The 17,434-nt window shown below is 62.3% G+C and carries 18 protein-coding genes; 9 read left to right on the forward strand and 9 right to left on the reverse strand.

The genetic code is table 11. From position 1 onward, the window contains the following. Positions 1–150 precede the first annotated feature (150 nt). The 5 genes from EOB36_RS01695 (at position 151) to EOB36_RS01715 (ending at position 5,272) form a co-directional block, all read left to right on the forward strand. Complete coding sequence (locus EOB36_RS01695) at positions 151–942, forward strand: class I SAM-dependent methyltransferase (protein ID WP_128284133.1); 792 nt, start codon at positions 151–153, stop codon at positions 940–942. 6 nt (positions 943–948) lie between these two features. Continuing rightward, entirely contained in the window at positions 949–1,665 is a 717-nt protein-coding gene (betI, locus tag EOB36_RS01700) for a transcriptional regulator BetI (protein ID WP_128284134.1), read from the forward strand. A gap of 28 nt (positions 1,666–1,693) precedes the next feature. After that, a complete protein-coding gene (locus EOB36_RS01705) occupies positions 1,694–2,776 on the forward strand; it encodes an ABC transporter substrate-binding protein (RefSeq protein ID WP_128284135.1) in 1,083 nt (360 codons plus the stop codon). Between the two features lie 115 nt (positions 2,777–2,891). Next, positions 2,892–3,965 carry an extracellular solute-binding protein gene (locus EOB36_RS01710; RefSeq protein WP_128284136.1) on the forward strand — a complete coding sequence of 358 codons (1,074 nt, stop codon included), beginning with the start codon at positions 2,892–2,894 and terminating at the stop codon, positions 3,963–3,965. Continuing rightward, positions 3,962–5,272, forward strand: coding sequence for a flavin monoamine oxidase family protein (locus EOB36_RS01715; protein ID WP_128284137.1), 1,311 nt, complete (start codon positions 3,962–3,964; stop codon positions 5,270–5,272). Before EOB36_RS01710 ends, EOB36_RS01715 begins: the two co-directional genes overlap by 4 nt. Here the strand turns inward: EOB36_RS01715 and EOB36_RS01720 are convergent. From EOB36_RS01720 to EOB36_RS01730, 3 genes are read right to left on the reverse strand one after another with little or no spacing between them, the layout of a single operon-like run. After that, positions 5,236–6,309 carry an ABC transporter ATP-binding protein gene (locus tag EOB36_RS01720; protein ID WP_095487114.1) on the reverse strand — a complete coding sequence of 358 codons (1,074 nt, stop codon included), beginning with the start codon at positions 6,307–6,309 and terminating at the stop codon, positions 5,236–5,238. The genes EOB36_RS01715 and EOB36_RS01720 overlap by 37 nt on opposite strands. Positions 6,310–6,349: 40 nt before the next feature. Beyond that, positions 6,350–7,174: an ABC transporter permease gene (locus EOB36_RS01725; RefSeq protein ID WP_095487113.1), complete on the reverse strand. Its 825-nt coding sequence runs from the start codon at positions 7,172–7,174 to the stop codon at positions 6,350–6,352. A 25-nt stretch (positions 7,175–7,199) separates the two neighbouring features. Continuing rightward, a complete protein-coding gene (locus EOB36_RS01730) occupies positions 7,200–8,117 on the reverse strand; it encodes an ABC transporter permease (protein ID WP_128284138.1) in 918 nt (305 codons plus the stop codon). A 310-nt stretch (positions 8,118–8,427) separates the two neighbouring features. Between EOB36_RS01730 and EOB36_RS01735 the strand changes: the two genes are divergently transcribed. Next, positions 8,428–9,840 carry an aminotransferase gene (locus EOB36_RS01735; protein ID WP_128284139.1) on the forward strand — a complete coding sequence of 471 codons (1,413 nt, stop codon included), beginning with the start codon at positions 8,428–8,430 and terminating at the stop codon, positions 9,838–9,840. A gap of 178 nt (positions 9,841–10,018) precedes the next feature. On the opposite strand, the gene EOB36_RS01740 is transcribed toward EOB36_RS01735, so the two are convergent. Continuing rightward, the gene (locus EOB36_RS01740; protein WP_128284140.1) at positions 10,019–11,221 is read right to left on the reverse strand and encodes an aromatic ring-hydroxylating dioxygenase subunit alpha; all 1,203 of its coding nucleotides are present in this window, start codon (positions 11,219–11,221) and stop codon (positions 10,019–10,021) included. A 23-nt stretch (positions 11,222–11,244) separates the two neighbouring features. Beyond that, positions 11,245–11,583 carry a hypothetical protein gene (locus EOB36_RS01745; RefSeq protein ID WP_128284141.1) on the reverse strand — a complete coding sequence of 113 codons (339 nt, stop codon included), beginning with the start codon at positions 11,581–11,583 and terminating at the stop codon, positions 11,245–11,247. Between the two features lie 69 nt (positions 11,584–11,652). Here EOB36_RS01745 and EOB36_RS01750 point away from each other — a divergent pair, with 69 nt between their 5' ends. Continuing rightward, positions 11,653–12,063 (forward strand): hypothetical protein, encoded by a 411-nt coding sequence (locus tag EOB36_RS01750; protein WP_095487107.1) that lies wholly within the window; start codon positions 11,653–11,655, stop codon positions 12,061–12,063. A 135-nt stretch (positions 12,064–12,198) separates the two neighbouring features. On the opposite strand, the gene EOB36_RS01755 is transcribed toward EOB36_RS01750, so the two are convergent. Beyond that, entirely contained in the window at positions 12,199–14,286 is a 2,088-nt protein-coding gene (locus EOB36_RS01755) for a PAS domain S-box protein (protein ID WP_164897422.1), read from the reverse strand. A 91-nt stretch (positions 14,287–14,377) separates the two neighbouring features. Beyond that, entirely contained in the window at positions 14,378–15,157 is a 780-nt protein-coding gene (locus tag EOB36_RS01760) for a response regulator transcription factor (protein ID WP_206637131.1), read from the reverse strand. A 47-nt stretch (positions 15,158–15,204) separates the two neighbouring features. On the opposite strand from EOB36_RS01760, the gene EOB36_RS01765 reads away from it, so the two are divergent. Continuing rightward, positions 15,205–15,891 (forward strand): response regulator transcription factor, encoded by a 687-nt coding sequence (locus EOB36_RS01765; protein ID WP_095487104.1) that lies wholly within the window; start codon positions 15,205–15,207, stop codon positions 15,889–15,891. 97 nt (positions 15,892–15,988) lie between these two features. Here the strand turns inward: EOB36_RS01765 and EOB36_RS01770 are convergent, their stop codons facing one another. Both EOB36_RS01770 and EOB36_RS01775 read right to left on the reverse strand, forming a co-directional pair. Beyond that, a complete protein-coding gene (locus EOB36_RS01770) occupies positions 15,989–16,156 on the reverse strand; it encodes a hypothetical protein (RefSeq protein WP_126104649.1) in 168 nt (55 codons plus the stop codon). Positions 16,157–16,180: 24 nt separating this feature from the next. Beyond that, positions 16,181–16,525, reverse strand: a complete 345-nt coding sequence (locus tag EOB36_RS01775; protein WP_126104650.1) for a hypothetical protein — start codon at positions 16,523–16,525, stop codon at positions 16,181–16,183. 368 nt (positions 16,526–16,893) lie between these two features. Between EOB36_RS01775 and EOB36_RS01780 the strand changes: the two genes are divergently transcribed. Continuing rightward, on the forward strand, positions 16,894–17,367 hold the full coding sequence (locus tag EOB36_RS01780) for a L,D-transpeptidase (protein WP_095487655.1): 474 nt from the start codon (positions 16,894–16,896) through the stop codon (positions 17,365–17,367). Positions 17,368–17,434: the final 67 nt, after the last annotated feature.

A 17,434-nucleotide genomic window follows, 5' to 3' on the forward strand; every position in this document is an offset into this window, starting at 1 on the left:
GTGTGATCGATCCCGAATACGCGAAATCTGGCATGGCTGTCGCCATATTGTCCAGCCATTTTGAATGAATGTTCAACAAATGATGTTGCGTTTTCGCGTTAATCCGCTAGGCTTTGCCAACATTCGGTATGGGCTTTGGACTGAGGTCTGATGATCGAAACGGTAGATGCCGAGCCGGAATATGACGACACCGCCATCCGCTTCCTCGAGGCGCTGTGGGGCGACGGCTATCTGTCGCCTGGCGGGCCGGATGAGGTCGACCGGGTTGTCGAGGGCCTTGCGCTCAAGGGCAAGTCGATCCTCGACATAGGCTGCGGGTGCGGTATCACGCTGCATTTGCTCGAGCGCCATGGCGCTGCCCACGTTACAGGCTTCGATGTCGAGCCGCCGGTGATCGAGATGGCCAGGCAAAGAGCGGCCGCACGCGGGCTTTCCGGTCGCGCCAATTTCGTCCAGACGCCGCCCGGGCCGTTGCCCTTCGCCGACAGTTCCTTCGACGTCATCTTCTCGAAGGATGCGCTGCTGCACGTGTCTGACAAGGAAACCTTGTTTGCCGAAATCTTTCGCGTGCTGAAGCCGGGCGGTGTCTTCGCGGCATCGAACTGGATGATCTCGCACGACGGTGAACCATCGCCTGAGATGAAGGCCTATGTCGCCGCGGAGGGCCTGTCCTTCGCTATGGCATCGCCGGCCCGCTATGCCGCGGCGATGCGCCGGGCAGGCTTTGCAGACGTCACGGTGCGTGACCGCAATCCCTGGTATCGCGACGTCGCGCGGGAGGAATTGAAACGCCTCAAGGGCCCACTCTACCCGGCGGTTGCGGCTGCGGTCGGTGCGGCCTATGTCGACAAGAACATACGAACCTGGGAAGCCATGCAGAAGGTTCTTGACAGCGGCGAGCACCGTCCCACTCATCTTCGCGGTCGAAAGCCGGTTGGATAGCCGGCGATGCTGGAGACCATCACGCCCATGAAGACAGCCGAGGCCAGGGAGGCCCTCCTCGAATCAGCGCGCAAACACGAGCCCGAAAAGCGCGGTCGCAAGGCGTCGAAGGAGGTCAGGCAGCTGCAGCTGATCGAGGCGACAATCGATTCGCTGGCCAAACGCGGCTATTCGGAGACGACGATGGCCGATGTCGCCGATGGCGCCGGCCTGTCGCGCGGGATCGTCAACTTTCACTTCGAGAGCAAGGAGAAGCTGCTCGTCGCCACGTTAGCATACATGGCCGACGAATATGCCGCGCACTGGCGCGCTGCCCTCACCAAGGCTGGCGACGATCCTGCCCGCCAGTTGCAGGCTCTGGTTGCCGCCGATTTCGACCGCTCGATCTGCAACAAGCGCAAGCTGGCCGCCTGGTGCGCCTTCTGGGGTGAGGCCAAGTCGCGCCCGACTTATCAGGCGCTGTGCGGCGCGCGCGACGCGGCCTATCAGAAAGTCTTCATCGATCTTTGCGCGACGCTCAAGCAAAGCGGCGGCTATGCCTTCGAGCCGCAAGTCATGGCGCTGGCGCTCAGTGCCATGCTGGAGGGCCTGTGGCTGCGCCTGATGATGGGAACAGAGGACGTCACCCGCGAAACCGCGTTGCAGGCGGCGAACGAGTTCCTGTCGGCTGCATTTCCAAAGCATTATCCGTGGCCAACAGCCGGCAGCGACAAGACTGCATGAACAATCAAAAAAAGAGGATGGAACAGCAATGAAGACCATGGCCCGACGCCTGACACTGACATTGGCACTGACTGGTGTGCTGGCGGCTTCGGTCGCAACGCTTGCGGTTGCCGCGGACAAGGACCTGATCGTGTTCGACTGGTCCGGCTACGAGGATCCCGGTTTCCACCAGAAATATGTCGACAAGAACGGCGACTCGCCGACCTTCACCTTCTTCGGCGACGAGGACGAGGCGTTCGAAAAAGCCCGCTCCGGCTTCAAGGCCGATCTCGGCCATCCCTGCTCGCAAAGCGTGGTGAAATGGCGTGAGGCGGGGCTGCTGCAGCCGCTCGATACCTCGAAGATATCGGCCTGGAAAGACCTCAATCCCGGTATCATGGCGATGAAGGATCTCGCTACCACCGCCGACGGCAAGGCCTGGTTCATGCCTTGGGACTGGGGCAACTCGCAGCTGACCTATAATTCCGACAAGGTCGATGAGAAGGACGTCCAGTCGCTGAAGGCCTTGGCCGATCCCAAGTTCAAGGGCAGGGTTTCCATCGGCGACAATGTCGACGACGCCTATGCGCTGGCCTCGCTGGCGATCGGGCTCAAGGACTGGACAAAGATGACCGACGACCAGTTCAAGCAGGCGTCGGACTTCCTGCGCCAGGTGCACAAGAATGTTCGCTCCTATTGGACCGATTCCACCGATATCGTCCAGCTGTTGAGCGGCGGCGAGGTCGACCTTGCCTGGGCGTGGAACGACGCGACGGTGCAGTCGGTAGCCGCCGGCGTGCCGATCAAGGCCAAGAAGGATACCGACGAGGGGATCTCGACCTGGGTCTGCGGCTATGTGCTGTTCAAGGATGCGCCGGGGAATACCGACAAGGCCTATGATTATCTCAATGCCGTCAACGATCCGGAAGTCGCCAACATCCTGGTCAAGGACTGGGGCTATGGCCAGGCCAACGCCAAGGGCATGGCCGCTGTCGATCAGGCCGTGCTGAAGGAAAAGGGCTACGACGACGTGCAGAAATTCATCGACAAGACGCTGTTCCAGGCGCCGGTTCCATCCGATCTCAAGCTCAAGATGATCGCTGAGTTCGAGAAGATCAAAGCCGGCTATTGAGCTTGTTTCACCTATCTCGCCTGCCCACCAAACTGGCGGGCAGGGCGGGCTCGCCAAGGTCACTGAAATTCCGTAACGTCGCTGCGCCGCTTCCCGCGATGAGGAGTTTCGCGCCATGGGTTCCATGCTTCGCCGCCTTGCCGTTGCTGCCGCATGCACGATCGGCCCAGCTGCCCTCGCCGTTGCGGCGGACGGGGGCGACCTCGTCGTGTTCGACTGGTCGGGCTACGAGGATCCGCTGCTCCATCCGGCCTACGCCGTCAAATACGGCACTGAACCGACCTTCGCTTTCTTTGGTGACGAGGACGAGGCCTTCCAGAAGATGCGGGCCGGCTTCAAGGCCGACATTGCGCACCCCTGCTCGCAAAGCGTGGTGAAGTGGCGCGAGGCCGGCATGCTGCAGCCGCTCGACACCAGCCGCATCGCCGGCTGGAAAGACCTCAATCCCGGCATCATGGCGATGAAGGATCTCACTACTGCCGCCGACGGCAAGGCCTGGTTCATGCCTTTCGACTGGGGCAACACATCGCTGCTCTATCGCACCGACAACGTGACGGCGGAACAAGCGCAGTCGCTGCGGATCTTCTCTGATCCGAAATTCAAAGGGCGCGTCACCATAGGCGACAATGTCGACGACGCCTATGCACTGGCAAGCCTCGTCATCGGGTTGAAGGACTGGACCAAGATGACCGATGCGCAGTTCAAGGAGGCGTCCGATTTCCTGCGCCAAGTGCACAAGAACATCCGCTTCTACTGGACCGACGATACCGACATCAATCAGGCCTTCTCCGGCAACGAGGTCGATCTGGCCTGGGGCTGGAACGAGACGTTTGTGACGCTCAAAGGCCAGGGTGTGCCAATCGCCATGAACCGCGGCACCAGGGAAGGCCTGTCGACCTGGGTGTGCGGCTATGTGCTGATGAAGGACGCGCCGGGCAATCTCGACCACGCCTATGATTTCCTGAACGCCGTCAATGCGCCTGATGTGTCAGGCTACATGGTCACGACATTCGGCTATGGTCATGGCAACGGCGCCGGCATGGCAGCGATCGAGCCCAAGCTGCTGGCCGAGCGGGGCTTCGACGATCTCGACAAATTCCTCGACAAGACCTTGTTCCAGCAGCCGGTGGCGCCGGAGCTCAAGCAGCGGATGATCGAGGAGTTCGAGAAGATCAAGGCCGGCTATTGAAGAGCGGGATCGAACGAACCGATGTCGTCATCGTCGGCGCCGGCTTCACCGGCCTGTCGGCGGCGCTGGAACTAAAGAAGGCCGGCGTCGATTTCCTGCTGCTCGAAGCGCGCGACCGTGTCGGCGGGCGGGTCGAGTCAATGGAGATCGGCCTCGGCGAGCGCGTTGACAGCGGTGGCCAATTCCTGTGCGAGGACATGCCGGAACTGATGGCGCTGGTCGAGGCCCGCGGCAAGACGCTGGTTGAGACCTATGTAAAGGGGGAATTCATCACGCAACCGCGGATGAGCGCTCAGCAAGCCGACCGAGCTTACCTGGGTTCGATGGCGATTCGCGACCGGATGAATGCGATCGCGCCGGACGAGCCTGATATTGCCGGATTGACCGTCGCGGTATGGCTCGACCGTCAGCCTGATCCCGACCAGGCCAAGGCGGCCTTCCGTTCGATGATCGAGGGCTTGTGGTGCCAGGCGCTCGAAAAGCTGCCGCTGTGGCACCTGATCGACAATGACCGTCGCATCACCAACGAGGTTTCGGAGCTGCAATATTTCGTGCGTGAAACCATGCAGTCGCTGGCGGACGATCTGGCCGGCGACCTCGGCGATCGCGTGCGGCTGAACACGCCGGTCGGAACCATCGAGCACGGGCCGGAAGGGGTTCGTCTCGCCTCGGCGATGGGTGTGGTCGAAGCGCGGTCGGCCCTGGTCGCGGTGCCGCCGATGACGGCCTCGAAGCTGGACTTTGCACCGCCGCTGCCGGCTGGCCTGAGAAGGGCGCTCGGTGTCTGGCAAAGCGGCGCGGTGATCAAAGTGCTGGTGCGCTATCCCAGCGCCTTCTGGCGTGCAAGAGGTCTGAGCGGCGTGGTGATGTGGCGCGACCTGCCAGGGCTGTTTGCCTGCGACGTGAGCAAGGACAACGACCACGCCGCGCTGGTCGTCTTCGTCGGCGGGCCGCTGGCCCTGCGCTGGCGTGAGCTCGGCGACACGGCATTGCGCGCCGAGGTGACGACGAGGCTGAAGGATGCGCTCGGCACGGAGGCCGCCGACATGCTCGATTTCAGCTATCGCGACTGGACGCATGATCGCTGGAGCGGCGGCGGCTACAGCGATCTTATCGTCGATGCGACGGCGACCGATGCCGAACGCATCATCCTTGCCGGCGCGCAGCCACTGCATTTCGCCGCGTCCGAACTGTCGCCGTCATTCCCGGGCTACATTGAGGGCGCTGTTATGGCTGGGCGCATCGCTGCACGAAAGATCATCTCGGGCCTTCAGTCTGCCATCGCCACCAGCGCCTCGGGATCGTAGGCGAGGCGGATCGAGGTGCCGACCGGTATGTCGTCGGCGCCGAAATCGTTGGTTTCGGTCACCGAAAGCGGCTTTTCCAATCCCGGGATCTCGACGATCAGATGGGTGATCTCGCCGAAGTAATGGCGCTCCACCACCTTGCCGGCCACCTCGAACTTCGCCGTGGCGTTGTCCCACAACACGCGCAGACGCTCCGGCCGGATGCCGAGCGTCGCAGCGCCGCCATTGCGGACGAAAGCCCTAGGCTTGTCGGTTTTGACGCGGCCGAAGCCCAGCGTGTCGAGGACCAGCGAAGCGCCGTTCTCCTCGACGATCTCGGCCTTGACGAAATTCATGCCGCCGAGGAAGTCGGCGACCTGACGGTTGACCGGCCGCTGGTAGATCTCCTTGGGCGAAGCGACCTGCGCGATCCTGCCGCCGAACATCACGGCGATGCGGTCCGACATCGCCAGCGCCTCATACTGGTCGTGCGTGACCAGGACGAAGGTGATGCCGACCGCCTGCTGCAGGCGGCGCAGCTCGACCTGCATCTGCTCACGCAGCTTCTTGTCCAGTGCCGACAGCGGCTCGTCGAGCAGCAGCACCTTGGGCCGCATGACCAGCGCCCGGGCTAATGCGACGCGCTGGCGCTGGCCGCCGGAAAGCTCGGTGGCGAGGCGTTTGCCGAGGCCGGTCAGCGACACCTGGGCCAGCGCCTCTTCGACGCGGCGCTTTTCTTCCGACCGTTCGAGCCTCAACCGTTTCAGCCCATAGGCCACGTTCTGCTCGACATTGAGATGCGGGAAGATCGCATAGCTCTGGAAAACCATGTTGGTTGGCCGGCGATTGGCCGGGATGCCCTCCATCGACTGGCCGTCGACCGAGATCAAGCCGCTGGTCGGATTGTCGAAGCCGGCGATCATGCGCAACAACGTGGTCTTGCCGCAGCCTGATGGGCCGAGCAGCGAGAAGAATTCGCCCTCCTTGATGGTCAGCGAGGCGTCGTCCAGCGCCTTGAACGACCCATAGTTGCGGGTGACGTTGCGAATCTCGATCATTGGTCGTTCGGTTTGGTGGGATCGTTCGGCTTGAGGCGGCTTAGGCATGGAGGCCTCCCTCGTTCTGAGTGCGCCTTGCCGCGCGGCGACGCAGGATTTCAGCGATGGTCATCAGCAGGAACGAGGCAGCCAGCAAGAGCGTGCCCAGGGCCAGCACGCCGGGCAGCTTCGAGGCGAAGCGCAACTGGCCCCAGATATAGATCGGCAGCGTCGCCTCGGTGCCGGTCAGGAAGAAGGCGATGATGAACTCATCGAGCGAGATGGTGAAGCAGACGAGCAGGCTGGAAATGATGGCCGGCGCCACCATCGGCAGCGTCACCCGTCTAAAGGTGCCGAAGGCGCTCTCGCCGAGATCGGCGGAGGCTTCCTCCAGGCTGCGGTCGAAACCCTCGAAGCCGGCGGTCAGCACGGTCATCGAATAGGGAATGCAGATCAGGACGTGGCCGAGCACGATGGTGAACAGCGACAGGCTCAAACCCAGTTGCAGTATCACCAGGAGCATGGATATGGCGACGATGATTTCGGGCAGCACCAGCGGCGCCATGATCAGGCCGTTGATGGCGCGGCGGCCGGGGTAGCGATAACGGGTGATCGAGCGGGCGGCGAGAATGCCAAGCACGGTGGAGAGGATGGAAGCCGATACGCCGACGACCAGGCTGTTCCAGGCAGCGTCAAGCAGCGCCGGCGTGCGTGGCAGGTCCTCATACCATTTGAGCGTGAAGCCGGAGAGCGGGAATTTCGGCGTCGCGGCGCTGTTGACCGAAAAGATCGGCAGGAAGATGACCGGCAGGTAGAGGAAAACGACATAGAGGAACGCATAGGTCGACAGCCAGCCGCTGGCCAGGAAGCGCCGCATCGCCGTCATCGCGCCAGCCTCATCGTGCCAGCCGTCATCGTGCTAGCCTCTGGGCGGCGCGGATGATCAGCACGGTGGCGCCGGCCATCAGCGTCACTATCAGCATGGTGGTGACCGAAAGCGCGGCGCCAAGCGGCCAGTTGGAGGCCTTGCCGAACTGCGCCTGGATGGCGTTGGCGATCATGACGCCGTCCTTGCCGCCGACAAGCTTCGGCGTGACATAGTCGCCGACGGTCGGGATCATGACGATCAGCGCCGCCGAGATGATGCCGGGCGTCGACAGCGGCAGCGTCACGCGCAGAAAGGAGCGAATGGGACCGTCGCCGAGATCCTTGGCCGCCTCGACCAGCGTGCGGTCGATTTTTTCCAGCGAGACGAAGATCGGCAGTATTGCGAAGGCCGCCCAGGCGTGGGTCAGCGTGATGATGACGGCGCTCGAATTGTAAAGCAGCGCGGTCGACGGCTCGTCGATGACGCCAAGACCCATCAGGCCGGAATTGAGCACGCCATTGTAGCCGAGGATGACCTTCCACGACATCACGCGCAGCAGATAGCTGGTCCAGAACGGTATCGTGATCAGGAACAGCCACAGGCTCTTGTGGCGGCCGCCATGGAACGAGATGAAGTAGGCGATCGGATAGGCGAGGACCACCGTGAAGAAGCTCACCATCAGCGAGATGTAGAGCGAGCGCCAGAGCAGGTCGCGATAGATCGGCTCGGTCAGCGCAACTCGGTAGTTTTCCAGCGTGAGGGTGCGATCGATGGTCAGGTAGTTCTGCGTCCAGAAGGAGTGCGCGACGACGACCAATATCGGCAGCACCAGAAGCACGAGCGCGTAGAGGAAGGTCGGGCTGATCAGGGCAAGGCCCTGGACGGGTTCGGACTGCAGAAGAGCGTTTCGCCTGGCCCGCGTCATCCCAAACGTGGGCGACCCTTCCGCCGCCGCCGTCATTGCAGGCCCTCGGGCAGGGCCACGGGCGTGATCTCGGTTGCTGGCGCGGATTGTCCTGCCATGCGGCGTCCCATTGCTAGCGCACCGGCTGTTTGTTCCCAATTTTGTACCCAGGGCGCAATCGCGGATCGCGCTCCGAGCTTGCCGGCTTTCTTTTATCATGCGCGCATCCGTGGATTGAAATCAAGTGCTATTTCTGCAATATTGATTGAACGGACATTCAAAACCGAGCGAAGAAAGCCGGTTTTTCCGGTGCTTGGTGCCGAGTTTCGCGTCCGATGAAATTGCGATGAAACGATGCGAGGCGACGATGGCGGCTGCAAGAGATTTGAAGGCGACTGAAACGGCTGGGTCTGGCAATGCCGTCGAGCTGGCCAAGCGCCACCTCGTCCAGCCCTGGCCGTTCGCCGGCTCGGTCGGCGCAGAGGCGCGCGCCCTGATCGGTGAGGGCGACGGCATCTACATCACCGATGGCACCGGCAAAAAGCTGATCGACGGGCCGGCCGGCATGTGGTGTGTCAATATCGGCCACCGCCGCGAGGAATTGGCGCGGGTGATGTACGATCAGGCGATGGCGCTGTCCTACAACACGCCGTGGTACACGATGAACGCGCCGTCGGCGGAACTCGCCATGCGAATCGCCGGCTATGCGCCCGGCGACCTCAGCCATGTCTTCTTCACCACCGGCGGCTCTTCGGCCGTTGAGACGGCGCTGCGCTTCATGCAGTTCTACAACAATGTCCGCGGCCGCCCGGAAAAGAAGCTGATCCTGAGCAGGGGCGGCGCCTATCATGGCTCGACCTATCTGTCGGCCTCGCTCAACGGGCGCCCGCGCGATCGCGACTGGATGGACGGCGCCGACGATCTGGTCGTCAAGCTGTCGTCGCCCGATCCGTTCCGCCGTCCGCGCGGCTTGAGTATTTCAGCCTTCACCGATGTCCTGGTCGACGAATTCCGCGATACTGTCGGCCGTGTTGGCGCCGACAGGATAGGCGCGTTCGTCGGCGAACCGGTGCAGGCGTCGGGCGGCGTCATCGTGCCGCCTGACGGGTATCTCAAGCGCATCCGCCAAATCTGCCGCGACAACGACATCCTCTATGTTTCCGACGAGGTGGTCACCGCCTTCGGCCGGCTTGGCCATGTCTTTGCTTCCGGCGATATGTTCGGCATCGATCCTGATATGATCACCTTTGCCAAGGGCGTCACGTCAGGCTATTTCCCGCTTGGCGGCGTCATCATCTCGGAACGGCTTCTCGAGCAGCTGCGCCGCTCAAACCATCCGGACGCCATGTTCGGCCATGGATTGACCTACACCAGCCATCCGGTCGGTTGTGCAGTGGCGCTGAAGAACCTCGATATCCTGGAAGAAAGCGTGCTGGCCCATACGCGCGAGGTCGCGCCCTACTTCCAGGCGCAACTGAAGACGCTGGAGGAGTTGCCGCTGGTCGGCGAGGTGCGCGGCCTGGGGCTGATGGCTTGCGTCGAATGCGTCGCCGATCGCGACAGCAACGATCCGCTGCAGCTCGACAAGGATGTCGGCAAGCGGATCGATGCGCATTGCCATGAACTTGGCCTGCTGGTCCGGCCGCTGATCAACATGTGCGTGATGTCGCCGCCGCTGATCATTACGCGAGAGCAGATCGATGACATGGTGTCGATCCTGCGCGAAGGCATTTCGCGCACGATGGACGATTTGCGGAAGGAAGGGGTGTGGCAAGGGTGACAGCCGATCTCCCCCCTTGAGGGGGAGATGTCGCCGAAGGCGACAGAGGGGGTCGGTTCGACCGGACGCGACCTACTGCGGTAGATGGAGGTTGGCGCTCTATGTGGGGCGACCCCCTCTGGCCTGCCGGCCATCTCCCCCGCAAAGGGGGGAGATCGGCAGCTTCTCCGTCTCGCCTTTACGACTTCGACCGCAGCGCGTCATTCAGCGCCCACATGTCCTTTTCCTCCGGCGCCGTTTCTAGCCCGAGCACGGGGATCTGCTTGCGCAGATGGTCGTGGTGGGTGCGCACGCCATATTCGAGGTCGGAGAGATAGAAGCCGCCGAAGGCTTCCGACAGCATGGATTCATTGGACCACACGGAAAGCTGCACGTCCTCGTTCATGGTGTCCCGATCGATGCGGTAGGCGAGATAGCGTGCCGCTGCCTGCTCCCTGGTCTCGTCGGGGTAGCGGTAGATGGCGCCGCGCAGCAGCGTCTCGCCGGTCGATAGCGGAAACTCCTGATAGAACTGCACGGATTCCGGCATGATCGACAGCGCGTTGTTAGGGAAGATGCCGTAATAGATCCAGGCCTTGCGCAGGTGTTCCGGCAGACGCGTCGCCACGGGCGCGATCTTGATGTATTGCCCGACGCTCCAGCGCCGTCCGGCATGCGGATTGTAAGTGGCGAAGGAACGCGACACGCCATTGATGAACGGCTCGTCGAAATAGGTCGCGCCGTAAAGGTCCTGCAAGGCCGGATGCGCCATGGCAACGTGGTAGCCTTCATTGTCGACGTCGCGCACCGACTTCCAGTTGACCGGGCTCTTCTGGGTCCAGATGCCCCAGGACGGCACCATCTCGGCGACGCCATAGTGGGCGATCTCGGCCTCGATCGGCTTCAGGAGCTCGGCCACCGACGGCTGCGGGCCACCCTTGCGGAAGCGGATGAAGATGAGACCCATCCAGATCTCGAGGTCGAGCGGCATCAGGCCGAATTCAGTCTTGTCGAGATCGGGGAAAGAACGCGGACGGGCGGCGCCCCGCAGTGTGCCGTCGAGATTATAGACCCAGCCGTGGAAAGGGCAGACCAGAGCATTCTTGCAGGTGCCTTGGCTGTCGGCGACGACGCGGCTGCCGCGATGGCGGCACATGTTGTTGAAGGCGCGGACGACGCCGTCCTTGCCGCGCACGATCAGCGCCCGCTCGCCGACCACGTCCATGGTCAGATAGTCGCCGGCGTTCGGCAGGTCGGAGATGTGGCCGGCGATCTGCCAATGGTTGCGGAAGACGTATTCCTTCTCGAGTTCGAGCAGGGCGTCGGAATGATAACTCCAACCCGGCAGGCCCCGCCGGTCCCAATTGTTGGGGATCGCCACGTCGCGGAGGTGCGGGTTCATAAAAGCTCTCATTTGTTGAATGCTCATTCAATAAAAGCATATTTTTCATTGAATTGCAATGGCTTGCCGAAATTGGTCAAGTTCTTGCTGCGAAATCTTCCGACGTTGTTTGTCGGAAGCCAAACGCTCAAGGCTTGAGAAATCTCGAAAATTCCGGGTGTTAGCCAAGGTTCGCATAGACGTCTTATCTCGGCTTGAGCCATGAGAGCCGCGTGGGAAACATGGCTCCCGAAGATGGAAAAAACAGCCCAGGGCTCGCCTGTTTTCAGGGCAATTCCGATGTCCGCCGATGCTCGAACCGGTTTTGTCCAAGATGCCGAAAAACCGGTTTCTTGCCCGTTACATTGCCGGATGCGCGTCATCGTTGGCTTGTTACAAAGCGCGAGTACGTTCGTTTCAACAGAAAAAGAAAATCAACGAAGGGAACGGCGATGTATACGAAAATCCAGACTGCCTACAATGACCGCCGTGTGCAAGCGCCGGAGCGCAACGACCGCCGGCCAAAGCTGGCGCTGCGCCAACGCGCCAACGACCATCCGATGGCGCTGTTCGCGGTGCTGGCCGCCGCCGCATTCGTCGGCATGGCGTTCGCGCCGACCGTTGGCCCAGCCTTCGCTTCACTAAACCCGCCGGCAAACATCGTCGACGGCGCGCCGACCACGACCAAGACCGCGCGCCTGCCGATGCCGGAGATCGATTTTGTCTGCAAAGGGCAGGCCTGGGGCGCCGAGAGTGCGGACTGCCTGCGCGTCATCGCCGAGCAGTCCGGCATCCACAAGGCTCGCACGGTCCGCGTGATCGCCAATGCCGCGCCAGCCACCGATACGCCGAACGTTTTTTGATGCCCCCCGAGCGACCCTCCAGCGCTCCAGGCAGGCTCCCACCGCATCGTCGGTCGGGAGTCTTTTTTCTTCGGGCGCTAGCTCTTTGTTGAGAATCGGATTTTTCCAAAAACCGGTTTCCACCGGTCCGAAGTTCTAGCTGCCCAAGGCGGCCTGCTCGGCAATGGCCGAGAGCACGCCGCGCACGTCCAGTGTGCTGAACGGCTTTTCCAGGATCTGCGGCCGCTGCGGCGCAGGCAACGCCTCGATTTCGGCTTTCGCACCGATCAGATCGCCGGTGACCAGCACGAAACGCCGCGCCAGATCAGGTTTTTCGGCGAGCAGCTCGCGATAGATGGCGATGCCGCTGATGCCGGGCATGCGCAGATCGGAAAAAACGATGTCCGGCGGCATATGGCCGTTCAAGGTCGCAGCGGCCGATGCCCAGGCCGGCACGACCCGCGACTTGATGCCCATCAACTCCAGAATGTCGGACAGCGACGCCGCGACATCCGGCTCGTCGTCGATGATCAGGGCATGACGCAATCCGCTCGAGCGCGCCGGGCTTTCGCCGGCGGCGGCCGCGCCGGCGGCGATCGCCGGCAACTGGACGACGAAACGGGCGCCCCTCGGCAGAACTTCCTCAAACCAGACATTGCCATTGTGCCGTTCGATGATCGATTTCGAGATCGACAGGCCGATGCCGGTGCCGACGCCGACCGGCTTGGTGGTGAAGTAGGATTCGAAGATGCGGGAGCGTATCGCTTCCGGCACGCCCAGCCCGTTGTCCTCGACCGAAAATCCGGGATTGCCGTGGTCGCTGCGAAACGTACGGACCTTGATCAGCCGGTCGCCGGCGATGCCGGCCAAGGCGTGCTGGCTGTTGATGAGGAAATTGGCCGCCACTTGCGTCACATGGTCGGCATCGGCCATGGCCAGCAGCGGACCGCTGGCGAAATCGGTGTCGATGAGGATGCCGCTCGACCTGGCGCCGTAGGCGGTCACTTCGAGTGCCGCGCGGACCACCTGGTTGAGGTCGGTCTCGGCTTGCGAAGCGGGATGCAGGCGGACCATCGAGAGGAAGCTCTTGACGATGCGGCCGCAGCGCTCGGCGGCAGCGCGCACCTTTTCGGCGCGCACCTTGGTCTGCGGGTCAGACGCGAATTCATGCAACAGCGTCGATTGGGCGACGACCACGGCAAGCGGGTTGTTGAGCTCGTGTGACACGCCGGCTAGCAGCGAGCCCATCGCCGCCATCTTTTCGTTCTGGTGCAGCTTTTCACGTTGGCGGCCGATCTCCTCCTCGGCGCGCAATTTGTCGCGCAGGTCGCGGATCGAGCCGAAGATCAGGCGGCGGTCGGCGACCCGCATCTCGGTCGCCGTCAGTTCGATCGGAAAGACCTCGCCGGCCGCATTCTGGGTGACGGTCTCGATCCGCTGGCCGACCATCGGTGCGCCCCGGCCCGACATGTATTCGGCGCCCGACACATAGCCCTTGCGATAATATTCCGGAACGACGGTGTCGAGCAGGTCCTTGCCAAGGATGTCGCTGCGCTGGTAGCCGAACATCTTTTCGGCGGCCGGATTGAATTCGATGATCGAACCGGTCTCGTCGATGACGATGATGGCGTCGAGAGAAGCCTGCAGCATGGTGCGGCGGATGACTTCGCTGGCATGGGCATCGGAAAGCGATCGTTCTATGGCGTCGCCGATGGCCAGTGCCACGATGTGCAGCGTTGCCTCTTCCTCGTCGCTCCATTCGCGTTCGTTCACGCAGTCGTTGACCGCCAGCGTGCCCCACAGATGGCCATGCGCAAAAACCGACACCGACAGGAACGACTTGATGTGCTGCTTTTCGAAGTCGGTCCTCAGAAAGCCTTCGAGGTCGCGCGTGTGTCCGGCGAAGATCTTGCCTTGCCGCTCGTCCTCCGCCACCCGTTCCAGCAGAGGGTCCGAATTGACGACCGACTGCAGAATGATCGTCGGCGCCGCCAGTTCGCCGCCAAATCGGGGGTCGATCCAGTAGGCCGCAACCGACTGGGCAAACCCTTGGCCGGGCAGCTCGCGCAGCCGGAACAGGATGCCGCGCTGGCAATCCATGGCCCCGCAGAGCGTTTCAAGGATGCTGTCCATCTCGCGCTGCCAGTCGCCAGCTTCGCGAAGCCGGCGAACGACATGGACAGCGGCCATCGCCGCGCCCTGCCTGACGCCGTGCATATCGCTGGGTGTTGCTTCAACCGTCATGGTCAGCCATCATTTCAGAGTCGTACCAAGCCAGAGCGACGCCAAGCCAGGGGCGATATCAGGCCAGGGTGATAGCAGGCGGTCGCTCCGCTCAGTTGCTTTCGCCGGTCGGCAGCGAGAAGATGTAGCCTTCGCCGCGCACCGTGCGCAGGAATTTCGGATTGGCCGGGTCCGCCTCGATCTTCTTTCTCAGCCGCATGATGCGGATGTCGACCGCGCGCGACGATTCAGGATCTTCCACGAAGCCGATCGCCTCGGAGATCGCCGCACGCGTCAACAATCGGTTTGCGCGTGTCAGGAAGACCTCCAGCACGTCGAATTCGCTCTTGGCCATGTCGATGACCGTCCCATTGGTGCCGGTGACAAACCTGCCGTCGAGATCGGCATGGAAGGGGCCAAAGCTCATGTAACGGCGATTGGCAGTTGCTTCGGCCTTATTGCCCTGCGGCTCCGTCGGCTGCGGAACGCGGCGCAGCACGCTGCGGACCCTCGCCAGCACCTCGCGCAATTCGTAAGGCTTCACGATGTAGTCGTCGGCGCCGAGTTCCAGCCCGACGATGCGGTCGAGCGCGGTGCCGGCGGCGGTGGCATAGATGATGCCGATCGGCATTTTCGAGCGCAGCCAGCGGCCGAGCGACAGGCCGTCTTCGCCTGGCATGGCAATGTCGAGGATGGCCAGGTGAAACGACTGCGTTTCCAGCAAGGTTCGCGCGGCGCTGGCACTCTCGGCCGTGGCGACATCATAGCCACTGGCGCCGAGATACTCGGCGACCGCGTCCCTCAGATCGGGCTCGTCCTCGACGATGACAATTCGTGCCCGCACTATGCTCTCGCTCCCGCTTTCAGTGGAAAGTAGATTGGGTATAAACATCATGTCCAGCGCTCATCTTGGGTTGCCGGTTGCAGGGTGGGAAAAAAATGGCTGCACGATCCATTATCGCGCTTGTTTCCGTCGCCGAAGTGGTCGCGACCAATCTCGCTGACCATCTTGAACGGCGCGGTCATGACGTGCGGGCGGTGCGGCAGCCGTGGGAGGCCGAATCCCTGCTTTCCGGAAAGGGCATCGATGTCGTCGTCGTCGGCGACAGCCTCAGCCAGGCGGAAGGGCGTGATCTGCTCAGGCGCCATGGCGGCGAGGGCGGGCCGGATTTCATCCTGATCTGCCGGCCGGCCGATCTCGTCGACAAGGTGCTGGCGCTCGAACTCGGTGCCGCCGATGTCGTCGAAAGCCCGCTCAACGTCAGGGAACTCGCCGCCCGTATCGGCGGCTTGCTGGCACGGCGCGGCAGGAACGCCGGGGAATTGGTCGTGCTGGAGAACGCGACGGTCGACCTCCGGTCGGCCATGGTCATGCATCGCTCCGGCACTGAAGAACAATTGTCGCCGGGTCAGGTGGCGCTGCTCAGACTGTTTCTGGCCAGCCCGCGCAAGGTTTTGACGCGCGACGACATCATTGCCGCCGCGCCCGCCGAAAATGCCGATGCCTTCGATCGCTCGATCGATTCGCGCATCGTGCGGCTGCGCCGCAAGCTCGACACCGAAACCATCACCACCATAAGGGGGGCGGGTTACCGGTTCGATCCGCCGACGCAGTTCGCCGACTGACGGCTGGCCCACTTCGCAAAGGATACTGTAGCACTTCAATTTTGCGCATGATCCCCAGCGAAAATCGTCTCCGATTTCGGGGGCATGCGCTTGCAACTCAGCGCACCACGAGGAGCGACGGCCCTGACGGCCTTTCGTAGGCCGTGCCGAGTTCGCTGGCATGGGCCCGATCTTTCAGGAGCACGGTGGCGAGGCCGGCAAAGCCGAGCAGGCCCTGCGCGTAGAGCAGTGCGGAAAGCACCGAAGCAGCAAATTTCGTGTTCATCGTCTTTGTTCCCCAAATTCGGTTTCAGGTTCGCTTCAGGGAAACCCCCGAAGCGCCCGCGCCGCCAGCGGAGCCCCCCGTCGCGGCGCGGGCCTTCGGTCCTCTCGGCTGCAAGTTGCCGGAGGGGCCGCGCATCTTCTTCAGCCCAAAACCGACCCGCCAGAGGGCCTTGAGCCGGTTAATGCGCAGGCTGGACACAATCCAGACCGTGGCGAAAAACAGTGCGGCATGTAACGTCGAAACTTCGCTTGAAGTCATCCCCGCAAGCTTCGTCGTTGGGCCGCCAGCGAAGGTGCCGACGCCGCCAAGGACCGCTGCGGCTATGCTTATCCTGAAAACCCAGGACATCGCGTTCGATTGCAGGTTCATCTTCGTTTGTGCCGGCTGTTTTCGTTGGGTCAACTCTGCGGGTCGCCTGTATCCACATCATGCCGCTAGCGCGCGCGCTTTGTTGCAAATTGGTTTCGATGCAAGTCAAATTTCTTTCATATGAGGCAATATTACTTTCGTTTAGCAATGACTGCGCCTTCTGCCGGCCCGGATCCGGTCAGACGAGGGGCCGTCATGTCCTCCGGTTCCGCCTTCCGGATGTCCCACGGATAGGCTTCCGGTCGTTAACCAGAGGAAACAGATACGAAACAGAAATGCCTGCCATACGAAATCAATTCGAAACATCGCACGACGATAAGCCGGTCATCGAATTGGAGCCGGCCATGTCCGGCAGACAGGGGGATCTCATGTACACTGCCATTTCTGCCAAGCTCATCAACGTCGCTGCCGCCGCCCTGACGGGTGCAGCTCTTCTGTTCGGCGCCGGTAATGGCGTCGCCCATGCCGCCAATCGGGCCGCCAATCAGATCGTGGCGCGGATTTCGATTTCGCAGCAGACGATGGAAGTCCTGGTCGACGGGCGGCCGACCTTCGCTTGGAAGGTCTCGACCGGCGCCAAGGGGCATGTCACCCCGACCGGCTCGTTCAAGCCGACCCGCATGCACCAAATGTGGTATTCGAGGAAATACGACAACGCGCCGATGCCGCATTCGGTCTTCTTCAAGGGTGGCTACGCCGTCCATGCGACTAATTTCGTCAAGCGCCTCGGCCAGCCGGCCTCGCACGGCTGCGTGCGGCTGCATCCTGCCAACGCCGCCGATTTCTACCAGCTTGTCGAGATTTTTGGCCCGGCCAATACCCGGATCGTCATCGTCAAATAGCTAGCCGAGACGATCGGCCTGACGGGTATGACTGCCCAAGAAAAAGGCCGGAAGTTCCGGCCTTTTT

It is taken from the genome of Mesorhizobium sp. M6A.T.Cr.TU.017.01.1.1 (assembly GCF_004023115.1).
In the GTDB taxonomy this organism is placed as follows: domain Bacteria; phylum Pseudomonadota; class Alphaproteobacteria; order Rhizobiales; family Rhizobiaceae; genus Mesorhizobium; species Mesorhizobium mediterraneum.

Excerpts from the sequence above, each read along its gene's own strand:
- EOB36_RS01695 (WP_128284133.1), top strand. The coding sequence starts at position 151 with ATGATCGAAACGGTAGATGCCGAGCCGGAATATGACGACACCGCCATC.
- betI (WP_128284134.1), top strand. The coding sequence starts at position 949 with ATGCTGGAGACCATCACGCCCATGAAGACAGCCGAGGCCAGGGAGGCC.
- EOB36_RS01705 (WP_128284135.1), top strand. The coding sequence starts at position 1,694 with ATGAAGACCATGGCCCGACGCCTGACACTGACATTGGCACTGACTGGT.
- EOB36_RS01710 (WP_128284136.1), top strand. The coding sequence starts at position 2,892 with ATGGGTTCCATGCTTCGCCGCCTTGCCGTTGCTGCCGCATGCACGATC.
- EOB36_RS01720 (WP_095487114.1), bottom strand. The coding sequence starts at position 6,309 with ATGATCGAGATTCGCAACGTCACCCGCAACTATGGGTCGTTCAAGGCG.
- EOB36_RS01725 (WP_095487113.1), bottom strand. The coding sequence starts at position 7,174 with ATGACGGCGATGCGGCGCTTCCTGGCCAGCGGCTGGCTGTCGACCTAT.
- EOB36_RS01730 (WP_128284138.1), bottom strand. The coding sequence starts at position 8,117 with ATGACGGCGGCGGCGGAAGGGTCGCCCACGTTTGGGATGACGCGGGCC.
- EOB36_RS01735 (WP_128284139.1), top strand. The coding sequence starts at position 8,428 with ATGGCGGCTGCAAGAGATTTGAAGGCGACTGAAACGGCTGGGTCTGGC.
- EOB36_RS01740 (WP_128284140.1), bottom strand. The coding sequence starts at position 11,221 with ATGAACCCGCACCTCCGCGACGTGGCGATCCCCAACAATTGGGACCGG.
- EOB36_RS01745 (WP_128284141.1), bottom strand. The coding sequence starts at position 11,583 with ATGACGCGCATCCGGCAATGTAACGGGCAAGAAACCGGTTTTTCGGCA.
- EOB36_RS01750 (WP_095487107.1), top strand. The coding sequence starts at position 11,653 with ATGTATACGAAAATCCAGACTGCCTACAATGACCGCCGTGTGCAAGCG.
- EOB36_RS01755 (WP_164897422.1), bottom strand. The coding sequence starts at position 14,286 with ATGACGGTTGAAGCAACACCCAGCGATATGCACGGCGTCAGGCAGGGC.
- EOB36_RS01760 (WP_206637131.1), bottom strand. The coding sequence starts at position 15,157 with ATGTTTATACCCAATCTACTTTCCACTGAAAGCGGGAGCGAGAGCATA.
- EOB36_RS01765 (WP_095487104.1), top strand. The coding sequence starts at position 15,205 with ATGGCTGCACGATCCATTATCGCGCTTGTTTCCGTCGCCGAAGTGGTC.
- EOB36_RS01770 (WP_126104649.1), bottom strand. The coding sequence starts at position 16,156 with ATGAACACGAAATTTGCTGCTTCGGTGCTTTCCGCACTGCTCTACGCG.
- EOB36_RS01775 (WP_126104650.1), bottom strand. The coding sequence starts at position 16,525 with ATGAACCTGCAATCGAACGCGATGTCCTGGGTTTTCAGGATAAGCATA.
- EOB36_RS01780 (WP_095487655.1), top strand. The coding sequence starts at position 16,894 with ATGTACACTGCCATTTCTGCCAAGCTCATCAACGTCGCTGCCGCCGCC.